This is a genomic window from Bacillus sp. BC05(2025), from assembly GCF_056725905.1.
The window spans coordinates 987,711-1,013,369 of record NZ_JBWYRA010000001.1 but is presented as its reverse complement, the minus strand read 5'-3'; the positions used below and the strand labels follow the sequence as shown (position 1 = coordinate 1,013,369).

Genomic DNA, 25,659 nt, shown 5'->3' with positions numbered 1-25,659 from the left:
TTTATCGGCTATACTAAAGGAATAGGAGGGATTAATTATGATGATTGAAAACCCAACTCGTACGGAAATTGGTGAAGTATTAAAGAAAAGCAAAACGATTGCAGTTGTTGGATTATCGGATAAGCCAGAACGTACATCGTATATGGTGTCAAAAGCAATGCAAGATGCTGGGTATCGTATTATTCCAGTAAACCCAACAGTAGATGAAGTGCTTGGAGAAAAAGCAGTTGCTTCACTAAAGGATATTAAAGAACATGTTGACATTGTAAATGTATTTCGCCGCTCAGAGTTTTTAATGGATGTTGCAAAAGAGTTTGTTGAGATTGATGCGGATGTTTTTTGGGCACAATTAGGAGTACAAGATGAAGATACATATAAACTTTTAAAAGAAAAAGACTATACTGTTATTATGGATCGTTGTATAAAAGTAGAACATGCGATGACAAAATAGTATGGATTGTAAAGGTAGAAAGATTGCTTCAGCCCTCGTTATAGATAAGTAGGGCCGATGAACGAGGTGTTCATCATGAGATTTTTTAAAGGCTGTTTTTGGGGATTGTTACTTGTAATCCCGTTTTGGATCTTGATCATTTGGATCATAATAAAGGTTTGGAATGTGTAATCTTGGAATACATATCCATTTCTCGTTGACAAACGATTATTTTTCTGAAATAGTAGCCTAGAGGAATCCTTGTGAAAAAACAAGGATTTTTCTATTGAAAATGGTATATAAAAGAGATAAGATAACTTGCCAAAACTATAGTCGAGGCGTTATTCTATAATAGAAACATATGTTCTGATTTTGGATTAGGAAAGGGGCAAGGAGTTTGGCAAAGCATCAGTTCCAATATAATGAAGATGCGATTCAAGTGTTAGAAGGACTTGAAGCCGTTCGAAAACGCCCGGGTATGTATATCGGGAGCACGGACAGCCGTGGATTGCATCATTTAGTATACGAAATAGTAGATAACTCCGTTGACGAAGCGTTAGCGGGATTTGGCGACGAAATTGCTGTCGTAATACATAAAGATAATAGTATTAGCGTTATAGATAAAGGGCGAGGAATGCCTACGGGAATGCATAAACTTGGAAAACCTACACCTGAAGTTATTTTAACTGTACTTCATGCTGGTGGTAAGTTTGGACAAGGTGGTTACAAAACGAGTGGTGGTTTACACGGTGTTGGGGCATCGGTTGTAAACGCCTTATCAGAATGGTTAGTCGTAACGATTAAGCGTGACGGAAATATTTATGAACAACGCTTTGAAAATGGCGGTGTTCCTGTAACGACGCTTGAGAAAATCGGAAAGACGAAAGAATCTGGTACGACAATGCATTTCAAACCAGATACAACGATTTTCAGCACAACAAATTATAACTATGAAACATTATGTGAAAGATTACGTGAATCTGCATTTTTATTAAAAGGGATGAAAATCTCAATAAAAGATGAGCGAAATGATTTAGAAGATGTCTTTCATTATGAAACAGGAATTGAGGCTTTCGTTTCATACTTAAACGAAGAAAAAGATTCAATCCATCCGGTTGTATATTTCAGTGGTGAACAAAATGGAATTGAGGCAGAGCTAGCATTTCAATTTAACGATGGCTACTCAGAAAATATTTTGTCGTTCGTAAATAATGTACGTACAAAAGATGGTGGAACACATGAAGCTGGATTTAAAACAGCAATGACTCGTGTGTTTAATGAGTATGCTCGTAAAGTTTCACTATTAAAAGAAAAAGATAAAAACTTAGAAGGTACAGATATTCGTGAAGGTGTAGCAGCTATCGTTTCTGTACGTGTACCAGAAGAAGTACTTCAGTTTGAAGGACAAACGAAGGGGAAATTAGGTACAAGTGAAGCGCGCTCTTCAATTGATGCCATTGTATCAGAGCACTTAGCTTACTTTTTAGAAGAAAATCCGGACGTAGCTACACTTCTTGTGAAAAAAGCAATTAAAGCAGCGCAAGCGCGTGAAGCTGCTCGTAAAGCGAGAGAGGAAGCACGTACTGGTAAAAAGAAAAAGAAATCAGAAGGGACATTAAGTGGTAAGTTAACACCTGCACAATCACGTAACCCACAAAAAAATGAACTATACCTAGTAGAGGGTGACTCTGCCGGTGGTTCTGCGAAACAAGGTCGAGACCGACGTTTCCAAGCGGTATTACCGTTACGTGGTAAAGTAATTAATACAGAAAAAGCAAAGCTTGCTGATATATTTAAAAATGAAGAGATTAATACAATCATTTATGCTATCGGTGGTGGCGTAGGAAATGAATTTGATGTGGAAGATATTAATTACGATAAAATTGTAATTATGACCGATGCCGATACAGATGGAGCGCATATTCAAGTGTTGTTATTAACGTTCTTCTATAGATATATGAAACCACTTATTGAAGCTGGTAAAGTGTTTATCGCACTTCCTCCTTTATACAAAGTAAGTAAAGGAAAAGGTAAGAGCGAAGTAATTGAATACGCTTGGTCTGATGAAGAATTAGACGATGTAACGAAAAAAGTCGGAAAAGGCTATATGTTACAGCGTTATAAAGGACTTGGCGAAATGAATGCAGATCAATTATGGGAAACAACGATGAATCCTGAAACGCGTACATTAATTCGCGTGAAAATTGATGATGCAGCAAGAGCAGAGCGCCGCGTAACAACGTTAATGGGTGATAAAGTAGAACCGCGCCGTAAATGGATTGAGCGTAATGTGCAGTTCGGTATGCAAGAAGAAGGAAATATTTTAGAAAATGAAATGATTATGGAGACGGAGGTGGAATAACATGCAAGCAGAGAAGTTTCATGACCTCCCGCTTGAAGACGTGTTAGGTGACCGCTTTGCACGTTATAGTAAATATATTATTCAAGATCGCGCGCTTCCAGATGCGCGTGACGGCTTAAAACCAGTACAAAGACGTATTTTATATTCTATGTATGTAGAAGGAAACGTACATGATAAAGCGTTCCGTAAGTCAGCTAAAACAGTCGGTAACGTTATTGGTAACTATCATCCGCACGGTGATTCCTCTGTATATGAAGCAATGGTACGTTTAAGTCAAACTTGGAAAGTGCGTAATGTTTTAGTTGAGATGCATGGTAATAACGGTAGCGTTGATGGTGATCCAGCTGCGGCAATGCGTTACACAGAAGCCCGTTTATCACCAATTGCATCTGAGTTATTACGTGATCTTGATAAAGAAACAGTGGAATTTGTATCAAATTTCGATGATACGAGTGAAGAGCCTGTTGTATTACCCGCAATGTTCCCGAACTTATTAGTGAACGGATCTACAGGGATTTCAGCTGGTTATGCGACGGAAATTCCGCCTCATCATTTAGGTGAAGTAATCGATGCAACGATGATGCGTATTGATAAACCAAATAGTACGGTAGATGATTTATTAACAGTTATTAAAGGACCTGATTTCCCAACTGGTGGTATTATTCAAGGGATTGATGGTATTAGAAAGGCATATGAAACAGGTAAAGGTAAAATTATTATTCGCGGAAAAGCAGAAGTTGAAACGATTCGTGGTGGAAAACAACAAATCGTAATTACTGAAATTCCTTACGAAGTGAATAAAGCGAACCTTGTTAAGAAAATGGATGAACTACGTCTAGATAAAAAATTAGACGGTATTGCTGAAGTACGTGATGAGACTGACCGTACAGGCCTTCGCATCGTCGTAGAATTAAAAAAAGAAGCAAATTCTGAAGGTATTTTAAATTATTTATATAAAAATACAGATTTGCAAATTCCATATAACTTCAATATGGTTGCGATAAATAATCGTCGTCCTACACTTATGACATTACCGAAAATTTTGGATGCATATATTGGGCACCAAAAAGAAGTTGTAACAAAGCGTTCTCAGTATGAGTTGAGAAAAGCAGAAAATCGTCAACATATCGTTGAGGGTTTAATGAAAGCATTATCAATTTTAGATCAAGTAATCGAAACAATTAGAGCTTCTAAAGATAAGCGTAATGCGAAAGATAATTTGAGTGCAAAATTTGGCTTTACAGAAGCACAATCAGAAGCGATCGTTTCGTTGCAATTATATCGTTTAACAAATACCGATATTACGGCATTAGAAAAAGAAGCAGATGAATTGAATAAAAAAATTGCGGAGTTACAGGCAATTTTACAGAGTGAAAAAAGATTACTTCAAGTAATTAAAACGGATTTAAAGAGAGTTAAGAAAACATATAGTGATGATCGACGTGCGATTATTGAAGACCAAATCGAAGAAATTAAAATAGATGTGGAAGTAATGATCCCGCAAGAAGATGTCATCGTTACTGTAACGAAAGAAGGATATGTGAAACGTACTGGATGGCGCTCGCATAATGCCTCAAATGGCAAAGACTTCGGTATGAAAGAGGGTGACATCTTACTTGAACGATTTGATACGAATACAACAGAGACAGTCCTCTTATTTACGAATAAAGGAAACTATATATATCTGCCAGTATACGAAATGCCAGATATTCGTTGGAAAGATTTAGGTCAGCACGTTGCTAATATCGTTTCACTCGACCGGGATGAAACAATTATTTGGGCAACTGTCGTACCGAATTTTGAGGAAGAAAAGCGATTTATCGTATTTGTAACAAAGAATGGTATGATTAAGAAGACGGAATTAAATCTATATAAAGTACAGCGCTATTCGAGGGCGTTTGTTGCTGTAAACTTGAAAAAAGATGATGAAGTAGTAGATATATTTGCGACAGATGGAACGAGTGATATCGTTCTTGCAACGCATGGTGCATATGCACTTATTTTCCATGAAGATGAAGTAAGTCCAGTTGGCGTAAGAGCTGCTGGTGTAAAAGCAATTAATTTAAAAGAAGATGACTATGTCGCCTCTGGTAAACCGTTAAATGGTGAAAAAGATCAACTTATTCTCGTAACGCAGCGCGGTGCTGTGAAACGTCTAAAAGCATCAGAAATTGAGAAATCAACGAGGGCGAAGCGAGGACTTGTTATTTTCAAAGAGTTAAAACGTAATCCATACCGTATTGTCGGTATTGAAATCGTTCGAGATGATGAACTAGTTTACATGAAGACAGAGAAACACATTGTAGAAGAAATTGATCCGAAAGCGTATCGAAATAAAGACCGGTATAGTAATGGTAGTTTAGTACTAGATGTTAATGATACAGGTGAAGTTATTGAAACGTGGACGAAAAAACGACCGGAGTAAAGTGAAACTATAATCAGTGAGGATTTTGTTCATCCCCACTAATTATTAGCCCACACCAATCGGGCTTTTACGGGTAGTTGGTCTCCCGTCTGACTCCCTTGCATTCACTGAATTTTAAGGAGGAAGTCTTACTGCCCGTTAAAGCGGGGTAAAGAAAAGCATCTTGCTATGAATAATGGCAAGATGCTTTTTTCTAGGCAAATTATTATGTAAATAAAAATAATCTTGTTATAATAACTGAATGAAATCGTTCTCATGAAGTGAAACTTTAATCAGTGGGGATTTTCTTTATTCCCGCTAATTATTAGTTGAACCAATCGGACTTTAACGAGTAGTTGATTCCTTACTTAATTTCTTTGCTTACGCTGCATTTTGAGGTAGGAATCTTACTGCCTGTTAAAGTGGGACAGATGGAGGGGCAACATGAAAAAAATAGGTGTAGGCATTGTAGGATTTGGATTTTCCAGTACAACATTTCATATCCCATTATTACAAACGATAGAGGAATACGATATTCGTGCCGTATTATCTTCAAAAGAAGAGGTAGTAAAAGAAGCATTACCAAATGCTAACGTCGTTAGTACAATTGATGAATTGGTGAAGCGAGCTGATATTGACTTAGTGGTCATTACTTCACCGAATACAACTCATTTTCCATATGTAAAAGAAGCGATATTAAACGGTAAGCATGTTGTTGTGGAAAAACCATTTGTTGTTTCAATTGAAGAAGGAAAAGAGCTTATTTCATTAGCAGAGCAATATAATGTAGTATTAAGTGTATATCATAATCGTCGTTTTGATAATGATTTTTTAACGATAAAGAAATTGTTAGAAGACAATAGAATTGGGAATGTATATGCATATGAAGCGCATTTTGATCGTTTCCGTCCACATGTACGCGACCGCTGGAGAGAAAAGAACTTACCAGGATCAGGAATATTATATGATTTAGGCTCGCATTTAATTGATCAAGCATTATCATTATTTGGGAAACCAGAAGCGATAAGTGCAGATGTAATCAAACAACGACCAGGTGCAGAAATTGATGATTACTTCCATGTTATATTTCACTACGGTGTGAAACGTGTCACTTTACATAGTAGCAGTTACGTAAAGCAAGCAGGTCCACACTTTACACTGCATGGAGATAAAGGTTCTATCGTGAAATACGGTATGGATTCACAGGAAGAACAATTAAAAAATGGAATGAAGCCAGGCGATAACGGTTATGGAGTAGACGTTGAAGAGAATTTTGCTACTCTAGAAACAGAAGAAGAGTTAGTACGTATTCCGACAGAAGTTGGCTGTTATGATATGTATTATAAAGGTGTAAGAGATAGTATTATAAATGGTGAGAAACCACCTGTGACAGCAGAAGAAGGATTAGAAGTTATTAGGCTTATTCAATTAGCAATTGAAAGTAGTGAGACGGGTAGAGTTATCACTGTAAAGTAAAAAAGACACGAATTTCGTGTCTTTTTTACTAGGGATATGTGACTATGGCTAATTATTTAGCTTAATCGTTTGTCATACATTAACTGGATTTGTATGCCGTAAGGGTCTTCAATAATACCATATGCTTCACTAAATATATTTTTTTCTAGCGGAGAGATTATTTTCACATGCTTATCGGAAATTAAATTATTATAAAACCTTTGTATCTCTTCTAAATTAGCGCTTTGAATGCAAAGTGACATGTTATTTCCAACGTTATAACGTTCATTAGGATTCATTGTATCTTCTGCTATCATTAGCTTTGTATTCCCAATTTGTAAAACAGAGTGAGCGATATGTTCTTTATTTTCACTTGTAATTTTAAAAGAACGATCTCTTTTCGCCAGTTCTTCATACGTAACAACCATTAATTTTTTGGCTTCTAAATTACGTGTATAAAAGTTAATTGCCTCCGTTGCTTGCCCATTCATTGAGAGAAAAATAGCTATTTCTAATGTCATAAATTCACAACTCCTTTATTCGTTAATAATTATAATATAGACTAAAAAGGTTTCAATACATGACACCTTTCGGGAGGGAAATATGAAAAAAACGGAACGAATAAATGATATGCTTATTTTCTTAAATAATAAAAGATATTTTAATTTAAAAGATTTAATGGTTAGATATGATATTTCTAAAAGTACAGCTTTACGAGATATTCAATCATTGGAAGAAATAGGTGTACCAATATATTCTGAACTAGGTAGAAATGGAAGTTATAAAATTATAGAAAATAGTGTGTTATCTCCAATTTATTTTAGTGTGGATGAAATGTATGCGTTATACTTTTCAATTCTTACACTAAATGGATACAAGACAAAACCATTTAATATAGAAAGTATTGCGCTTGAAAATAAATTTAAACATGTACTACCTGATAATGTGAGTAAAAATATTTCGATTATGGAACGAACGCTTTCCTTTGAAGTAACAAATCATAGTAATTTTAGTCCATTCTTAAAAGAAACTTTACAGGGGATTTTTGCTGAGCGAGTTTATCATTTAACATATTTAAAAAAAGATGAGGAGAAAGTATTGGTCGCCCAATTTATTCGAATCGAATCTAAATTTGGCCAGTGGTATGCTAAAATCTTTAATTTTGAGACAAATGATGTTCAAATAATTAGATGTGATAAAATTCTTTCTATTGAGGAAACAAGCAATACGAATTCAAAAAATCTTGAAGAACTATTAAGTTATCTTACAAACTTTCACAGAAAACCTGATGCAATTGATTTTAGTGTCATTGTTAATCAAAAAGGAAAAGATATTTTTGACAAAGAGAATTATCCTTCCATGAGGATACAAAAAGAAAATGAAAATTATAGTATAACAGGCTATTTTAACAAGCAAGAAGTTGAGTTTATTTCAAGTTATTTTCTAAATTTCGGTGAAACGATTATTTCAATTCAGCCTGTGATGCTAAAAGAGTTAATCTATAATAAGGTATTATCTTTAAAGCAGCATTTAACTTCTTTAAGATAAAGTTAGTTTTAGTTATTTTTGACATGAAAAAGCCCTTGAGATTTAAAATATCCAAAGGGCTTTTTTGTAATGTTATTTTTTCTATAGAAACATTATTTTTCTGGAACAGATAGTCCATAAAAGAACATCGTAACGATATCTTGTATATGTTTTTCGCGATCTCCTTCAAGAAGTTTGGCTCCGAAATCATCGCCTAATTTAGTAAACATTTGAATGTATAGCAACATCATTTCTTTAGTAAGATGAGGGTTAATTTCATTTTTTTGCTGTGCTTGTTCTAATATTTCTAAATACCAAGGCAGGATTTTTTCGTTTTGATAACTATAAATAAACTCTCGGAGCTCTTCATCTCTTTGCATCATTTGCAGTAACATATCGGGCTGAAATAACCCACCAGTATTCATTTTTCTTACAATCATTTTTTGCATCATATCATGAAAAGGTAATTTTTCCTCTGCAAGATCTTTATAATATTGAAATTCAGATATGATAAATTCTTGTATAAGCTCTCTAAATAACGCATCTTTACTTCCAAAATGATTATAAATTGTAACTTGAGAAACATTTGCTTTTTTTGCAATATGTTCTATTTTTACTTCATTAAATCCACGTTCTGAAAATAATAAGAAGGCTGCCTCTTTTATGGCACGTTTTTTCTTTTCTTTCACTTTTTCAAAGCCGTTCAATGCAATCACCTCAATTAAAATATACAAGAAAAAATAATGGAAAACAATATTTTTGAAATATGGACATATAAATATTTCAAAAAGTTGTTGCGAATATGAAAGATGAGGAGTACAATAATTTTGAAATATCATACATTAAATATTTCAAAAAACGAGGTGGAATTATGATTTCAGTTCAAGATGTTACAAAACAGTTTTCAAATGGAAAAGGCTTGTTTCATATTACATTTGATGTAAAAGAAGGAGAAGTATTCGGTTACTTAGGACCGAATGGTGCTGGTAAATCCACAACGATCCGTAATTTAATGGGATTTATAAAACCGACAGCTGGTAAAGCGACAATTTTTGGATTAGATTGCTGGGATGAAGCAGCGAAAATTCAAAGGGAAGTCGGTTATTTACCAGGCGAAATTTCTTTTATTGAGGGAATGAATGGATTAGAATTTTTAAAGTTAATGCAAGGAATGCGTGGTTTAAAGGATACGAAAAAACGAGATGAGCTAATAGAACGTCTGCAATTTGATGTGAAAACACCGATTCGCAAAATGTCTAAAGGAATGAAGCAAAAAGTAGGGATTGTCGCTGCATTTATGCACGATCCAGAAGTGCTAATCTTAGATGAGCCAACATCTGGACTCGATCCACTTATGCAGCAAGTATTTATAGATTTAATATTGGAGGAAAAGCAAAGAGGGAAAACAATCCTTATGTCATCGCACATTTTTACTGAGATTGAGAGAACTTGTGACAGAGTGGCTATAATTAAAGATGGACGTCTTGTAACTGTTGAAAATATTCATGATTTACAAAGCATGAGACGACAGGTAATAGATGTAATCGTATCGTCGCAAGAAGAGATTGAATCTCTTACACAATGTAATTTACAATTTGAAGTGGTGAAAGGTAGAGAAGCATCGATTATCGTACAAGGAAACTATCAAACTGTTTTACAAATACTTTCAAACTATAATGTAACAGCACTTCAAACGAGAGCGATGGATTTAGAACATTTATTTATGCATTATTACGATAAGAAAGAAGGGGTAAAGCATGAATAAGCAATTGTTTTTAGCTAGTTTGAAAGAAACACAAAAAAGTATTTGGAGTTATGCTACGGGTGCAGCTCTTTATTTATGGTTGTTAATTTGGATATTCCCTTCCATGGTATCAGCGGAAGGGTTAAATGAATTAATAAGTGCTATGCCTGATAGCGTGAAAAAAATTGTTGGTATGGAAAGTCCGATTCAAAACGTAATGGATTTTTTAGCTGGCGAATATTATAGTCTATTGTTTATTATCATATTAACAATTTTTTGTGTAACAGTTGCAACGCATTTAATTGCTCGTCATGTAGATAAGGGAGCGATGGCATACTTGCTGGCAACGCCTGTATCTAGAGTACGAATTGCAATTACGCAAGCGGCTATTCTTATATTAGGACTACTAATTATTGTAGCGGTTACGTATGTAGCAGGTATAGTAGGTGCAGAATGGTTTTTAGAAGATAATAACTTAAATAAAGAATTATTTTTGAAAATAAACGTAGTCGGAGGGCTCATATTTTTAGTCGTTAGTGCTTATTCATTTTTCTTTTCTTGTATATGTAACGATGAAAGAAAGGCACTTAGTTATTCAGCAAGTTTAACAATTTTATTTTTCGTAGCGGATATGGTAGGTAAATTAAGTGATAAGTTAGAGTGGATGAAAAATATATCATTATTTACGCTATTTCGTCCGAAAGAAATTGCTGAAGGAACATATAATATATGGCCAGTAAGTATTGGTTTAACTGCGGGAGCGCTTTGTATTTTTATAGCAGCAATTGTTGTGTTTAGGAAGAGGGATTTACCGTTGTAAAGTAGAAAGTCCACTGATAGAGTGGGCTTTTTTGATGAGAAAATAATTGTTTTAAAGTTGTCGATCCAAATGGATATGTCCTCAGAGTTACGTATAAAAAAGGTGAACATGAAGAATGTTTACCTTTTTTTATGAAAATATTCAAAAAAATGAACCTTTTTCTAGGCTCATCCGTCTAATACATGTAAAGTTAAATTTGAAGTGAGGATGAAACAGGAGGAGCAATTGTGAAAGTAATCCCTTTATATAAAATGATTGTAAAAGAAGAAACGGATGTTTCTTTAGCGAAACAAGGTGATCATGAAGCATTTATGGCGCTTATACATACAGAAAAAGTGAAGATGTATCGCATTGCAAAGGCTATGTTACGCGATGAGACAAATATAGAGGATGCGATACAGGCAACAATTTTAAAAGCCTATGAAAATATAAAAAAATTAAAGAAAGAAGAGTTTTTCCAAACTTGGTTAATTCGTATTTTGATAAATGAGTGTAACAACATTATTAGATCATACAAAAAGGTAATGGTAATAGAAGAAAATGATTATAATATGAGTGCTTATGATCAGTATGAAGATATAGATTTGTGTAATGCGATTCAATCATTACATGAAGAGTTAAGAGCTGTTACAGTGCTTTATTATTATGAAGATATGAATCAAGAGAGTATAGCGAAGCTTTTAGAAGTGCCAAAAGGAACAGTAAAGTCGAGATTGTCACGTGCGAGGGAACAACTGCAAAAACGATTACAGATGGAATAGGGGGTGTATAGGATGGATAACGAAAAATTATTTGATGAACAATTAAAAAAGAGAATAAACGAAGAGAATGTTATAGTACCACCAGAGTTAAATGAAAAAATTAATCGTACACTACATAATCTCCCGGTAAAAAAGAAAGGTTACAGAGTTTATATGATGGCTATAAGTGCTGCGGTTCTAACACTTTCCATTGTGTCTATGTCGGAGTTTTCTGATCAAATTTTTGCTCAAAATGGTGGGGTATTTGAATATATAAAGAAGAAGGATTTTTCTGATTATGAAAATGAAGAAGAAATAAAATCGAATGTAAATTATCCAGATAAAGAAAAGATTCATGAAAAGATGCTGGATTCTATTGATCATTTTAAAAATATTTCAGGGCAATTTGAGGAATATTCTAGCTCGTCAAGAATTGCTACAACATATAAATATGCGATTGATACGGAGCAACAAAGAGGAATTTCTTCAAAAGAAGACAAGCTAACGAAAAAACGAACCATTATATATAACGAGGGTAAGAAAAAAGAATTTGATGATGAGAAGTATACATACAAAGAGAAAAAATGGAGCCCGAAAGAAAGGAACTATGAACTATTAAAATTAAATCCTACGGAAAGGTTATTGAGAAAATCGGGCGAGAAAAAAAGGTATGATGATGAATATATAGGATTCGCGAAGTATAGTATTCAATCAGAATTTGCTGATTTATTAATCCGATATAAAGATTGGAATTATAAAGAAACGAAGTACCTTGGACTTGATTGTTACAAAATAGAAGGGACAATAAACATAGAAATGCCTGTAAGTACATCTGAAGATTTAAGAGGGAAATTTGAAATGGTTGTAGAGAAAAATACAGGGATTATGCTAAAGTTCCTTAGTTTCCACGAAGGTATGATTCAATATTCGATTACGACTGAATGGATACAAATAAACAAGGGGTTAAAAGAGAATGTATTTCAAAAGGATAGCGCTAAGTATGAAAAATTGAAAAATATATTAGATGAATAGAAAACGGAGGGAACGATATGGAGAATACCTCTTCTTCAAGAGAAAAGAAAAATAAAAGAAAATATAAGAAGACAATGATAATAAGTGTACTGTTAGTAGTATTACTATTTGGCGGAGTTGGATATGGTACTTATATATATATGAAAACCTCTAATCTCGTACAAAAATCTAGTTTGAATTTAGCGCGTGGTGAAAAATCAAATTTACGTGAGAAAGCTGTAAAGCCGATTACAAATAATGTTTCACTTTTAATTATGGGCATTGATGAAAATCAAGAACGACAAAAGGAGTATAATGGTGCATTTCATACAGATGCGCTACTTTTAGCTACTTTTAATAAAGATGATAAGACCGTGAAATTAACGAGTATACCACGTGATACATACACATATGTTCCAGTTGAAAAGAAAAAAGATAAAATAACGCATGCATATGGAAGTGGTTTCGTTAAAAATGGTAAAGATGGAGGGCCACAAGCTTCAGTGGAAGCGGTAGAAAAATTGTTACAAGTGCCTGTTGATTATTTTGTGAAGTTTAATTTTAATGCATTTACTAAAATTGTCGATGGATTAGATGGGATTGAAGTAGATGTCCCAGTTGAATTTACGGAGCAAAATAGTAAAGATGAACCTGACGCGATTCATTTGAAAAAAGGACTACAAAAATTAACAGGGGAAGAAGCGCTTGCGCTGGCAAGAACGCGTCATATTGATAGTGATGCAATGAGAGGTCAGCGCCAACAACTTGTTATTGAAGCGATGTTAAGCAAATTAAAAAGTGTAGGCTCGATTACGAAGCTAGAAAAAATAGTTGAGGCGGTTGACGGTGATTTTAAAACAAACTTAGTAATGGATGATATTTTATCATTTTATAAGTACGGTTTAAATGGTTCAGTTGAAAAAATTCAACTAGCTGGTGATGATTTGTATTTACCTAACGGTCCAAATGGACAACGTGTATATTATTATAATCCTAATAAAAAAGATCTACAGAGTTTGAGTAATACGCTTAGAACGCATCTAGGATTAAGTGAAAAGCAGATTGAGGAGAATTGAAGCAGGCATAATGTCTGCTTTTTATTATGTTTAATAGTATGTCATTTAATTTTAAATGTTATATACTATTTTCGAATCATGGATAATAGTGTAACATAATAATGTGGTTTAAGTTACATAGCAGGGGGGCTATTACATAGAATGCATCATTAGCAATTATTGAAATTGTATGAAAGAAATGAAAGAAACAGGGGAGTATTAAAAATGAGAATTGTAAAAAATTTAACATTCCAAGTTATTGTGGCAATTATTTGTGGTATTGCAGTAGGGGCAATTTGGCCTAGTGTTGGACAGCAGATGAAGCCAATTGGTGAAACGTTTATCAATATGATTAAAATGGTCATTGCACCGATAATCTTTTTAACGATTGTGCTTGGTATTGCAAGTATGGGAAGTATGAAAAAGGTAGGTCGTGTTGGTGGTAAGGCACTATTATATTTTGAAATTGTTACAACTGCGGCTTTAATTATTGGTATCATCATAGCGAATGTTGTACGTCCCGGAGATGGATTAGATCCCTCAAAGCTAAAGGGCGGAGATGTTTCGCAATATGTACAAAGCGGGCAAGAAATGCAGTGGGTGGATTTCTTTTTACATATTGTACCGTCTAACATGTTTGAAGCATTTGCAAAAGGTGATATTTTACAAGTGCTGTTTTTCTCCATTTTATTCGGTGCAGGGTTAACGATGCTCGGAAAAAATGGACAACCAGTTATCGATTTTTTTGAAAGACTATCAAAAGTATTTTTTAATATTTTATCTATTGTTATGAAGTTAGCACCGGTTGGAGCGTTCGGTGGGATGGCATTTACAATTGGAAAGTATGGTTTAAGCACGCTCATACCACTTGGTAAATTAATGATTTGTGTATATGCGACAATGGCATTATTTGTTTTTATTGTTTTAAATTTTATTTGTAAACTGTACAAATTTAGTTTGTGGAAATATTTAGCTCACATTAAAGAAGAATTACTCATTGTTCTCGGGACATCATCATCAGAATCAGTATTGCCGCGAATGATGACAAAGATGGAAGACTTCGGATGTTCGAAGCCAGTAGTAGGTTTAGTCATTCCAACAGGATACTCTTTTAATTTAGATGGAACGACGATTTATTTATCGATGGCTACTATATTTTTAGCTCAAGTCTTTCACGTCGATCTTTCACTAGGTCAACAATTAACGATAATAGCTATTTTATTAGTTACATCTAAAGGTGCAGCCGCAGTAACAGGTGGAGGGTTTATTGTATTAGCATCTACGTTATCTGCGATGAATGTTATTCCATTAGAAGGGTTAGCACTATTACTTGGTGTAGATCGTTTCATGTCAGAGGCACGTGCTATCGTCAATTTAATTGGTAACGGTATTGCGACTGTAGTTGTTGCAAAAAGTGAAAATGAATTTGATGAAGAGAAGTATACGAGAGTAATAGAGGAAATGAAAAAAGAGAACATGGTCGGATAAAAAAGTCAGCAATGCTGACTTTTTTATTTTTGTAGAAAAGAGGTTTGTTACGATATACATTATTTATTAACAATAATTTACAGGAGGTTTATAGCGGTGGGGATATAAAGACTATTAAATCAATACCTAAGATTCAATGAGGTATAGTATTTCGAAAGATTATAGGATTTTTATGAATATTACTGTAAAAAAATAATTTTTTAAAAATTTTCAATAATAACACTTTACAAAACCGAAAAAATTAGTAGAATAATAGTTAATAAGAATCTTCTGATAAATATATAAAGAAAAACAGAATTATCAGAAAATTCTTAAATGAGAGCGTTTAGAATTAGGGAGGGTACAGAAAGTGAAAAAGAAAAAAATGAAAAAACTAACAGCAGTTGTAGCACCAGTTTTAGCAATGAGTATGGCATTGACAGCATGTTCTACATCAGGCGGAGATAAGAAGACAAGCACAAATTCTAGCTCTGGCGGAGATAGCAAATCAGAAGAAAAATTAGCAGCGAAACAAGTGTTCAATAAAACAGAAAATCAGGAAATTCCAACAATGGATACGTCGAAGAGTACAGATACTTTGGGCTCTCAAATTTTAGGGAACACAATGGAAGGCTTATACCGTTTAGATAAAGAGAATAAACCAATCCCAGCTGCGGCAGAATCAAGCACGAAGAGTGAGGATGGTAAAAAATATACATTTAAATTACGTAAAGATGCAAAATGGTCAAATGGTGATCCTGTAACAGCGAAAGATTTCGTATTTGCATGGCAACGTTTATTAGATCCAAAAACAGCTGCTGAGTATGCATTCATTGCATTCCCAATTAAAAATGCAGAAGCGGTTAATAAAGGTGAAAAACCTGTAACAGAACTTGGAGTTAAAGCAGTAGATGACCTTACTTTAGAAGTTGAATTAGAACAAGCAGTACCATACTTCTTAAACTTAGTAGCATTCCCATCGTACTATCCATTAAATGAGAAATTCGTAAAAGAAAAAGGGGATAAATACGGTTTAGAATCTGATACAACTGTATATAACGGACCGTTCGTTCTTACTGATTGGAAGCATGAGCAAGGTTGGAAACTGAAGAAGAATGATCAATATTGGGATAAAAAGACTGTAAAATTAGATGAAATTAACTATAGTGTTGTAAAAGAGCCAGCAACTAATGTGAATTTATATGATAGTGGTCAAATTGATTTCTCCTTATTAACAGGTGAATTTGTTGACAAATATAGAAATAATAAAGAGGAATATGGGGTGTATAACGAACCAAGTACGTTCTTTATACGTTTAAACCAGAAACGTGGTGGACAAGATACACCATTAAAGAGCAAGAAATTACGTGAAGCAATTGCGCTATCAATTGATAAAAAGAATTTAACAAATGTTATTTTAAATGATGGGTCAAAACCTGCAGATTATTTAGTGCCGAAAGGCTTAGCAGCTGGACCTGATGGGAAAGACTTCCAAGAAACGTTTAAAAACGGTGTTAAACCAGATGCGAAAAAAGCAGCTGCTGCATGGGAAGAAGCGAAAAAAGAACTTGGAAAAGATCAAGTTACAATTGAGTTTTTAAACTATGATACTGGTAATGCGAAAAAAGTTGGGGAATATGTAAAAGATCAAATTGAGAAAAACTTAAAAGGTGTAACAGTAAATATTAAACTGCAGCCGTTTAAACAAAAACTTAAATTAGAATCAGATCAAGATTATGATATTTCATATGGTGGATGGAGCCCAGATTATGCGGATCCAATGACATATTTAGATATGTTTGAAAGTAAGCACTCTCATAACCAAATGAGTTTCTCTGATCAGAAATATGATGAAATAATTAAAAAAGCTGGTGGGGAATTAATGAGTGATGCGAAGAAACGCTGGGAGGAACTAGGAAAAGCAGAGAAATTACTTCTTGAAGAAGATGTAGCTCTTGTACCTTTATATCAAAGTGCTAGATCTTATGTTATGAAACCGCATGTAAAAGGTGTTGTTAAGCATAATATTAGCCCAGAATACAGCTATAAGTGGGCATATGTTACTGAAAAATAATAGAGTTGAAAAAGTACTTCAAAGCAGACTACATGCCTTGAAGTACTTTTTTTATTGTGCAATTGAAAGTGAAAATGAAAGAGTAGAGAAGAAATGAAATGTAGTAGATGGAGGATACGTGTAGGATGGTCATAGAAAATAGAATGTTACTATCGTTAAGTAAAATAAATTTTCTAAATATTTTAAAAAATAACTTTACAAAAATAGAAAAGTTAGTAGAATATTAATTAATAAGAATTTTCTGATAAATATTTATTAGAAAATCTCTCAAAATTAGTTTCGTACATATAATTGGGGAGGGTACAAAAATGAAGAAAAAGATGAAAAAGTTCACGGCGGTTGTAGCGCCAGTTTTAGCGATGAGTATGGCGTTGACAGCGTGTTCTGGATCAGGTGGGGAGAAGAAAACAACTACGACGTCTAATGGTGGTGGGGAAGAGAACAAATCCGAAATTAAATACGCAGCAAAACAAGTATTAAATCGTACAGAGAATCAAGAAATTCCGACGATGGATACTTCTAAATCTACTGATACGTTAGGGTCACAAATTTTAGGGAACACGATGGAAGGATTATATCGTCTTGATAAAGATAATAAGCCAATCCCAGCTGCTGCAGAATCTAGTACGAAAAGCGAGGATGGCAAAAAATATACATTTAAATTACGTAAAGATGCAAAATGGTCGAATGGTGATCCTGTAACAGCGAAAGATTTCGTATTTGCATGGCAGCGCTTACTTGATAAAAACACAGCGTCAGAATACGCATTTATTGCTTACTATATTAAAAACGCAGAAGCAATTAATAAGGGTGAAAAACCTCTAACAGATTTGGGGGCAAAAGCAGTAGATGATTATACACTAGAAGTCGAATTAGAAAAACCAGTACCATATTTCTTGAATTTACTAGCATTCCCGTCATACTATCCGTTAAATGAAAAATTCGTAAAAGAAAAAGGCGATAAGTATGGTTTAGAAGCAGATACAACGGTGTATAATGGACCGTTCGTGATGTCTTCATGGAAACATGAACAAGGATGGCAGCTAAAGAAAAATGATAAGTATTGGGATAAGAAGACTGTGAAATTGGAAGAAATCAACTATAGTGTAGTAAAAGAAGTTGCGACGAAAGTAAACTTATATGATACAGGATCAATTGATTTCACACTGCTATCAGGAGAATTTGTAGATAAATATAAATCGAACAAAGATGAGTACGGTGAGTATTCAGAAGCAAGTACATTCTTCTTACGTTTAAATCAAAAGCGTAACGGACAAGATACACCGTTAAAGAGCAAAAAACTACGTGAAGCAATCGCATTATCAGTTGATAAAAAAGGTTTAGCAAATGTTATTTTAAATAACGGTTCAAAAGCAACAGATCAATTAGTACCAAAAGGACTTGCGACAGGACCAGACGGTAAAGATTACCAAGATACATTTAAAAATGGCCTGAAATATGATCCGAAAAAAGGTGCAGCAGCTTGGGAAGCAGCGAAAAAAGAACTTGGAAAAGATCAAGTTACAATTGAATTACTAAGCTATGATGATGGAACTGCGAAAAAGATTGCTGATTATGTTAAAGATCAAATTGAGAAAAATTTAAAAGGTGTAACAATTAATACAAAAATTCAGCCGTTCAAACAAAAATTAAAATTAGAGACTGCACAAGATTATGAAATTTCTTATGCAGGTTGGAGTCCAGACTATGCGGATCCAATGACATTTATTGATATGTTTGAATCGAAGAGTCCATATAACCAAATGAGTTATTCAAATGCAAAATACGACGAAATGGTACAAAAAGCAGGTAATGAATTAATGGGTGATGCGAAGAAACGTTGGGAAACGTTAGGAAAAGCTGAAAAACTATTCCTTGAAGAAGATGCTGGGCTAGTTCCTTTATATCAAACAGGAAGAGCGTATGTAATGAAACCGACTGTTAAAGGAATTGTGAAACACAATATTAGTCCAGAATATAGCTTTAAGTGGGCGTATGTAACGGAAGGGAAATAAGAAAAAAGAGCGTTTGAAAAATATATTATTTATTTTTTAAAACGCTCTTTTGCTATCCAATTAAATTTAAATAGATAGAGAAGAATAAGAAAAGTGGTACTTACATATAGTAGATGGGGGAGAATTCGTATAGTAGTAATAGATTGTTATTGAAGTAAATAAATTAATTATTATGAATATTTTTAAAAATACTTTACATTCCAAGAAAAATTAGTAGAATAATAATTAGTAATAATTTTCTGATAATTTAAATTGGAAATCTCTCAAAGTTAGTTTCGTACATATAAATTGGGGAGGGTACAAGAATGAAGAAAAAGATGAAAAAGTTTACGGCGGTTGTAGCACCAGTTTTAGCGATGAGTATGGCGTTAACAGCGTGTTCTGGATCTTCAGGTGGGGAGAAGAAAACGACAACGACATCTAATAATGGTGGAGAAGAGAAGAAATCTGATATTAAATATGCGGCAAAGCAAGTGCTAAATCGTACAGAAACGAATGAAATTCCGACGATGGATACTTCAAAAAATACAGATACACTTGGCTCACAAATTTTAGGGAATACAATGGAAGGTTTATATCGATTAGATAAAGATAATAAGCCAATCCCAGCTGTAGCGGAATCTAGCACAAAAAGCGAGGATGGCAAAAAATATACATTTAAATTACGGAAAGATGCAAAATGGTCAAATGGTGATCCTGTAACAGCGAAAGATTTCGTATTTGCATGGCAACGTCTAGTAGATCCAAAAACAGCTGCTGAGTATGCATTTATTGCTTACTATCTTAAAAATGCAGAAGCGATTAATCAAGGAAAAGGAGAAGTTTCGACATTAGGTGTAAAAGCGGTAGATGATTATACGCTTGAAGTAGAACTAGAAAGACCTGTACCATATTTCTTGAACTTAATGGCATTTGCGTCATACTATCCATTAAATGAAAAGTTCGTAAAAGAAAAAGGAAATAAATTCGGTTTAGAGTCTGATACAACACTGTATAATGGTCCATTTGTGCTTACAGACTGGAAACATGAGCAAGGCTGGAAATTAAAGAAAAATGATCAATACTGGGATAAAAAGACTGTAAAACTAGATGAAATCAACTATAGTGTAGTAAAAGAAGTAGCTACAAGAGTAAACTTATTTGATACAGGTGCAATTGATTTCGCACTATTATCAGGTGAATTCGTGGATAAGTATAGAAACAATAAAGAAGAGTTTGGGGCCTATTCGGAAACAAGTACGTTTTACTTACGTCTAAATCAAAAACGTGGTGGGCAAGATACACCTCTAAAGAGTAAAAAATTACGTGAAGCAATCGCATTATCAATTGATAAGAAAGCTTTAACGAATGTCATTTTAAATGATGGTTCAAAACCAGTCGATTACTTAGTACCAAAAGGTTTAGCAAGTGGACCAGACGGTAAAGATTTCGCAGAAACGTTCAAGAATGGTTTAAAACAAGATTCTAAAAAGGCAGCAGCAGCATGGGAAGAAGCGAAAAAAGAACTTGGAAAAGATCAAGTAACAATTGAACTGTTAAATTATGATACTGGTAATGCGAAAAAAGTTGGGGAGTATGTAAAAGATCAAGTTGAAAAGAATTTGAAAGGCGTGACAGTAAATATTAAGTTGCAACCATTTAAACAAAAACTAAAATTAGAATCAGACCAAGATTATGATTTTTCATATGGTGGCTGGAATCCAGATTATGCAGATCCAATGACATATCTTGATATGTTTGAAACAAAAAATTCGCAAAACCAGATGAGCTACTCAAATTCAAAATATGATGACATTATTACTAAAAGTAAGACAGAATGGATGGCTGATGCAAAAAAACGTTGGACAGAGTTAGGTAAGGCAGAGAAATTATTACTTGAGGAAGATGTAGCGCTCGTACCTTTATATCAAAGTGCTAAATCATATGTTATGAAACCGAATGTAAAGGGAATTGTGAAACATAATATTAGTCCGGAATATAGCTTTAAATGGGCGTATATTGAAGAGAAATAAAAAAGAGAAGGGCATTTTCAAGTTGCGGTATCGCACTTGGGAATGCTTTTTTATGTGCACTAATTATGGATGGGTGAATATATGTATTATAGAAAATTTAAAGGAGAATTTTATGAAACGAAACACATACATCGATTTCCTAGCTTATTATGGAATAGGGAGTGCTCATCCTGGTGGTTTTACGTTAACAAAACAACTGTTAGCACAATTGCCTTTTAGATATGGAGCAAATGTCCTTGAAATCGGCTGCGGTACGGGGAAAACAGCGGCGTATATGACAAAAGAATGTGGTTATAAAGTAACGGCGGTTGAAAAGAATGAGATTATGATTCAAAAGGCGAAAGATAGATGGTCGTTTGAAGGAATAGATATTCAATTAATTGAAGGAAGTGTAGAGCAATTACCATGTTTGCATGACTCATTTGAGTTCGTACTCGGAGAATCGATACTCGCTTTTACAGAGAAAGAAAAGGTTATTTCGGAGTGCTATCGTGTACTACAGAAAGACGGTAAGCTTGTTGTCATTGAAATGATTGTTGATAGGCACATTGATAAGGGAGAGGAAGAAAAAATCGCTCAATTATACGGGATGAAAGAACTATTAACTGAGAGCGAGTGGGTACAATTATTTCAGAAAGCAAACTTTAAAAGAATTACAATTGCTGGCGGTGGTACAATTGCAGAAACGATTTCGGGCTATATAGAAGAGCCAGAATGGAATGTATCCTCGCATATTCCAAATGAATTGTATGAGGCATGGGTACAGCATGAAAATGTACGACTTATGTACCAACATATTTTAGGACATCGTATTTTTATATGTGAAAAATAAAGGTAAAGAGTTGGCTAAAGGTAGTCAACTCTTTACTATGTTAAATGAAAAATAATGCAGCTAATGTAATTCCGAAGATGAAACCAAATCCGAGTTCAACACCCCATCCACAACCGCCGCCACCCCAGCCGCTGCCACCACAACTACTGCAACCACGACCGCCACATCCACAGCCGCTGAATCCACCACAACCAAATCCGCAACTATCACATCTGCTAAGGCCACCACAAAGGTCACAACCACCGTTTGCATATGCGTCATAGTATCCAAAACCTGTATCAAAAGATGAGCGCTGTTGCACTGGTTCAATCCATACAGAGCTTTTTGTCACATCAATTATTTTTCCTAAATGAATGCGACCATCACGATCTTCAATGCGAACGACTTTGCCGAAATAACGTCGGCACGTATCGTAACATTTTTGTCTATGCATATTCATTCCTCCTTCCCCATTACAGTAATACGATATGTAAAGGGGACAAGTGCGGCTTGTACGAATGTCCTATGTATCATAATTGTTATAGGAAAGGGGAAATATAGTAAGAGGATATATAAGGAGGAAAAGTCATGAAATCTACAGATCAGTTTCAGACATACGAAGTACCGTGGGAAGAATTTATTGAAGCGTTGCGAGAGGAAATGAAGAAGCAAGTAGGAGCGGATATTATTGATACAGTAGTTTGCAATTTAGAAGACGGTTTTGAATTGTATACATATGTGCAGGGGGATTTGGATTTTGAATATAAGGAAGCGCTGGAAAGGAAATACGGGAGCGATGCAAAAACTCCTAACGTGTTAACGATTATGTTATTAGCTAGCATTTATAGTACAAGTGAAGAGAATATCCGCTTACATGCGGATCATAAAGATAATCCAATTGTTGAAGTGTATGTGAAGCAATAAAACACGCTGTGAAGGCGTGTTTTTTATTTATATGATAAAATGTTAGAAAATTAAGAAAGATGGTGATGGTTTGAAAATTAAACATCTTAATTTAACAGTTTCAGATGTAGCAGCTACTAGAGAGTTTTTAGAAAAATATTTTGGTTTAACTTGTAGCGGGGCAAGGGGAAATGGCTTTGCGGTTATGCGTGATAACGATGGGTTTATATTAACGTTAATGAAAGGAAAAGACGTACATTATCCGAAAACATTTCATGTAGGGTTTCCTCAAGAAAGTGAAGAACAAGTAAATAAGATGAATCAAAGGTTGAAGGAGGATGGATTTTTGGTCGAACCTCCTAAGCATGCACATGCGTATACGTTTTATGTGGAAGCACCTGGTGGATTTACAATTGAAGTGATGTGTTAGTTCAAAATCAAACTTTTTGTTATTTGTTTTCAATATAAAAAGTAGGAAAAGTCTGTTTTAAGTGTAGAGCTTAAACAGACTTTTTTACTTATAGTATCGGATAGAAAACGCTAGAAGGAATCATATTCAGTGTGTATAACTGTTTACATAATAAAGTTATGCTGTGTTCGTTGTCCTAAAATACAAGTCATATATCTTGTATCCTTTCATAAATTTAAACATAGGAATTTGTCTACAAAGGTGGCGAAGCCTCATCATGAAAATTCGAATTTGTGCCACATTCATGTTGTTTCTATTTATATGGTTACATCCTTTTTGGACTTTTGCAAAAGGAGAGGAGGCAAAAGAAAGGGTCGTTTCACTTGTATATGATGATTCAGGCAGCATGAGAAATAACGATCGCTGGAAATATGCCAATTACGCTTTGCAAAGTTTAGTTGCGCTATTAGATGAAAAAGATAAATTTTCTTATGTTCCAATGAGCAAGCCGAATGATCCTTTAAACATTTCGTTAACAAAGGATAAGAGACAAACAGAAATTGAGGGAATTGGAGCATGGAAAACGTATTTAAATACTCCGTTTAGCGCAGTAGAAACGGCGATGCAATCTATAAAAAAGGAAGCAGATATAGATGGAAAACGTGAATTTTGGCTTATTGTCTTAACTGACGGGGCATTTAATGATTTAGAGAAAGATAAGGTTGGCGGAAAAGAACAAATTTTGCAGAAGCTAGCGCAGTTTAAGAAGGATATGGATGCAAAAAAGATATCGTTACATCCAATTTTAATTACGATGGAAGAGGATTTAGGACCGCAAGAAAAGGCACAACTAAATACGTTTAAAGAAATATGGAAGAAAGAGATAAATGGAGTTACGATGCCATCTAGTGGAGAGGATGGTATTGTAAAAAGCGTCAATCAAGTGGCAGCATTAGTTGCAAATCGTGATCCGTTCTCTTCCGTTGAATCGATTGTAAAAACGAAAGTAGTAGGAAAAAAAGTAGAGATTACAACACCATTTCCGTTAAAACGTATGACGCTTGTACGACAATGGCCTTCTTTGTCTAATTATCAGGTCACACAAATTTCTAAACCGTTACAATTACAATCTTCTTATTCCATACATGCACCAGGAGAAGCGAAATTATTCGGAAATATAGTTCATATCAGTACGGAAAATGAGGAAGTTATTAAACCAGGAACATATACGATAGAAGTGGATCGCGATATTGAGAAAGAAGGATTACAAGTGCTAGTTGAACCGGCGCTTAACTATACCGTTTCTACTTATGACAAAGAGGATAGTAGTCAAAAAAATGTGGAAGAAATGTACGAAGGTGTTACTGCTGTTATTGAAGCGCAGCCTACGGAATTACCAATTCAATCTTCCTATTTTCAGGCAGAAGTAGAAATAGACGGAAAACAGTACCCGATGAAATGGGACGATAAAAAACATGTATTTTACTACGAAATGAAGGTTGATAAAGGTTTAGTACGTGGGAAAGTTCATATGAACATAAAGGGATTTTACAGACAGACGAAAGAATTTAAAATCGAAGTAGCGGAAAGACCAAAATTATCACTACAAACGATTACGAAAGATTATGAAGAAAAAGTAACAAATTTAGAGAATAGTAAACCGTTTATTATACAACCACAGTTAGATGGTAAGCCGATGACAGAAGAGGCTGTAAAGAAACTATTAAAATCTACTGGTGTCACATCTAAACAATCAATCAACTATGAAATAAAACAACATGGTAATCAAATTTATATTTATCCTCGCCCTCATTACTCCGACACATTCAATTTCACAGATACTGGCACCGTAGAAGCTACCATCGTAGTGCAAGATTCAAAATTACAAGAAGTAAAGAAAAAAATATCACTTCATATTCAAAATGCACCGTTTTATGAAAAATATGCGCTTATTTTTAAGTTTGTTATTCCTATCACTTTATTACTGTTAATAGTAGGGATAATCGTTTTAGGATGGATTGTCCGTCCAAGATTTCACCGGAAGGCACTATTGTATTACGAATGGGATCAAGAAGTAGCGAAAGATTGGCTATATCAATCTGAGCCAGAATTACTTAAAAATAAATGGTGGAAACATTATTTTGGCATTCCGTTTAGAGCGGAAAGGAAGACAGTACAATCCGTTACGTTTATAGCAAAGAAAGGGTCGAAATCGATATTTGTAGCGAAAGAGTCACAAGTAGTAGGAATGATTATTGATGGGATGTTTATAACAGAGGATGAGGTTGGAATGGAACATAAGACGCTATATCCAAATGAACTTTTAGTAATTGATAGAGGATACGGTAAAGAAATTTACAGGTACGAGTGTGAATAGTAGATACGATGAAGAGGGAGGGTTTTAGCTTTCTCTCTCCTTT

The 25,659-nt window shown here is 34.4% G+C and carries 21 protein-coding genes; 18 read left to right on the top strand and 3 right to left on the bottom strand.

The genetic code is table 11. The features are described from left to right. The first annotated feature begins 37 nt into the window (after window positions 1–37). From ACZ76X_RS05250 to ACZ76X_RS05235, 4 genes are all read left to right on the top strand, one after another. A complete protein-coding gene (locus ACZ76X_RS05250) occupies window positions 38–451 on the top strand; it encodes a CoA-binding protein (protein WP_098671290.1) in 414 nt (137 codons plus the stop codon). A 376-nt stretch (window positions 452–827) separates the two neighbouring features. Beyond that, entirely contained in the window at window positions 828–2,792 is a 1,965-nt protein-coding gene (gene parE, locus ACZ76X_RS05245) for a DNA topoisomerase IV subunit B (RefSeq protein WP_479849796.1), read from the top strand. 1 nt (window position 2,793) lies between these two features. After that, a complete protein-coding gene (gene parC, locus ACZ76X_RS05240; RefSeq protein WP_479849795.1) occupies window positions 2,794–5,217 on the top strand; it encodes a DNA topoisomerase IV subunit A in 2,424 nt (807 codons plus the stop codon). Window positions 5,218–5,640: 423 nt separating this feature from the next. Continuing rightward, the gene (locus tag ACZ76X_RS05235; RefSeq protein ID WP_479849794.1) at window positions 5,641–6,672 is read left to right on the top strand and encodes an oxidoreductase; all 1,032 of its coding nucleotides are present in this window, start codon (window positions 5,641–5,643) and stop codon (window positions 6,670–6,672) included. A 56-nt stretch (window positions 6,673–6,728) separates the two neighbouring features. On the opposite strand, the gene ACZ76X_RS05230 is transcribed toward ACZ76X_RS05235, so the two are convergent. Then, the gene (locus ACZ76X_RS05230) at window positions 6,729–7,172 is read right to left on the bottom strand and encodes a VOC family protein (protein ID WP_479849793.1); all 444 of its coding nucleotides are present in this window, start codon (window positions 7,170–7,172) and stop codon (window positions 6,729–6,731) included. A gap of 82 nt (window positions 7,173–7,254) precedes the next feature. Between ACZ76X_RS05230 and ACZ76X_RS05225 the strand changes: the two genes are divergently transcribed. Next, the gene (locus tag ACZ76X_RS05225; protein ID WP_479849792.1) at window positions 7,255–8,199 is read left to right on the top strand and encodes a helix-turn-helix transcriptional regulator; all 945 of its coding nucleotides are present in this window, start codon (window positions 7,255–7,257) and stop codon (window positions 8,197–8,199) included. Between the two features lie 92 nt (window positions 8,200–8,291). On the opposite strand, the gene ACZ76X_RS05220 is transcribed toward ACZ76X_RS05225, so the two are convergent. Then, window positions 8,292–8,912, bottom strand: a complete 621-nt coding sequence (locus ACZ76X_RS05220; protein ID WP_154214287.1) for a TetR/AcrR family transcriptional regulator — start codon at window positions 8,910–8,912, stop codon at window positions 8,292–8,294. A 137-nt stretch (window positions 8,913–9,049) separates the two neighbouring features. Here ACZ76X_RS05220 and ACZ76X_RS05215 point away from each other — a divergent pair, with 137 nt between their 5' ends. From ACZ76X_RS05215 to ACZ76X_RS05170, 10 genes are all read left to right on the top strand, one after another. After that, window positions 9,050–9,943 (top strand): ABC transporter ATP-binding protein, encoded by an 894-nt coding sequence (locus tag ACZ76X_RS05215; protein ID WP_479849791.1) that lies wholly within the window; start codon window positions 9,050–9,052, stop codon window positions 9,941–9,943. Then, window positions 9,936–10,742, top strand: coding sequence for an ABC transporter permease subunit (locus ACZ76X_RS05210; protein WP_479849790.1), 807 nt, complete (start codon window positions 9,936–9,938; stop codon window positions 10,740–10,742). The genes ACZ76X_RS05215 and ACZ76X_RS05210 overlap by 8 nt, the downstream gene beginning before the upstream one ends. 227 nt (window positions 10,743–10,969) lie before the next feature. Beyond that, entirely contained in the window at window positions 10,970–11,503 is a 534-nt protein-coding gene (locus ACZ76X_RS05205; protein WP_098668728.1) for an RNA polymerase sigma factor, read from the top strand. Between the two features lie 12 nt (window positions 11,504–11,515). Then, window positions 11,516–12,514 carry an anti-sigma factor gene (locus ACZ76X_RS05200; protein ID WP_098668727.1) on the top strand — a complete coding sequence of 333 codons (999 nt, stop codon included), beginning with the start codon at window positions 11,516–11,518 and terminating at the stop codon, window positions 12,512–12,514. Between the two features lie 17 nt (window positions 12,515–12,531). Beyond that, window positions 12,532–13,569 (top strand): LCP family protein, encoded by a 1,038-nt coding sequence (locus tag ACZ76X_RS05195; RefSeq protein WP_479849789.1) that lies wholly within the window; start codon window positions 12,532–12,534, stop codon window positions 13,567–13,569. Between the two features lie 204 nt (window positions 13,570–13,773). Further along, window positions 13,774–15,036, top strand: coding sequence for a dicarboxylate/amino acid:cation symporter (locus ACZ76X_RS05190; RefSeq protein ID WP_479849788.1), 1,263 nt, complete (start codon window positions 13,774–13,776; stop codon window positions 15,034–15,036). 349 nt (window positions 15,037–15,385) lie between these two features. Then, window positions 15,386–17,089 carry a peptide ABC transporter substrate-binding protein gene (locus ACZ76X_RS05185; RefSeq protein WP_000727510.1) on the top strand — a complete coding sequence of 568 codons (1,704 nt, stop codon included), beginning with the start codon at window positions 15,386–15,388 and terminating at the stop codon, window positions 17,087–17,089. Between the two features lie 308 nt (window positions 17,090–17,397). Continuing rightward, a complete protein-coding gene (locus ACZ76X_RS05180) occupies window positions 17,398–19,104 on the top strand; it encodes a peptide ABC transporter substrate-binding protein (RefSeq protein ID WP_098604007.1) in 1,707 nt (568 codons plus the stop codon). A 305-nt stretch (window positions 19,105–19,409) separates the two neighbouring features. Further along, window positions 19,410–21,116: a peptide ABC transporter substrate-binding protein gene (locus tag ACZ76X_RS05175; RefSeq protein WP_061657327.1), complete on the top strand. Its 1,707-nt coding sequence runs from the start codon at window positions 19,410–19,412 to the stop codon at window positions 21,114–21,116. A gap of 112 nt (window positions 21,117–21,228) precedes the next feature. Beyond that, window positions 21,229–21,948, top strand: a complete 720-nt coding sequence (locus ACZ76X_RS05170) for a class I SAM-dependent methyltransferase (RefSeq protein WP_479849787.1) — start codon at window positions 21,229–21,231, stop codon at window positions 21,946–21,948. Between the two features lie 40 nt (window positions 21,949–21,988). Here ACZ76X_RS05170 and ACZ76X_RS05165 read toward each other — a convergent pair whose 3' ends face one another. Further along, window positions 21,989–22,381 carry a hypothetical protein gene (locus ACZ76X_RS05165; RefSeq protein ID WP_479849786.1) on the bottom strand — a complete coding sequence of 131 codons (393 nt, stop codon included), beginning with the start codon at window positions 22,379–22,381 and terminating at the stop codon, window positions 21,989–21,991. 134 nt (window positions 22,382–22,515) lie between these two features. Between ACZ76X_RS05165 and ACZ76X_RS05160 the strand changes: the two genes are divergently transcribed. The 3 genes from ACZ76X_RS05160 (at window position 22,516) to ACZ76X_RS05150 (ending at window position 25,616) form a co-directional block, all read left to right on the top strand. Further along, on the top strand, window positions 22,516–22,851 hold the full coding sequence (locus ACZ76X_RS05160) for a hypothetical protein (protein WP_479849785.1): 336 nt from the start codon (window positions 22,516–22,518) through the stop codon (window positions 22,849–22,851). A gap of 70 nt (window positions 22,852–22,921) precedes the next feature. Beyond that, window positions 22,922–23,260 carry a VOC family protein gene (locus ACZ76X_RS05155; protein ID WP_098346135.1) on the top strand — a complete coding sequence of 113 codons (339 nt, stop codon included), beginning with the start codon at window positions 22,922–22,924 and terminating at the stop codon, window positions 23,258–23,260. A gap of 256 nt (window positions 23,261–23,516) precedes the next feature. Beyond that, a complete protein-coding gene (locus tag ACZ76X_RS05150; RefSeq protein ID WP_479849784.1) occupies window positions 23,517–25,616 on the top strand; it encodes a vWA domain-containing protein in 2,100 nt (699 codons plus the stop codon). Window positions 25,617–25,659 lie beyond the last annotated feature (43 nt).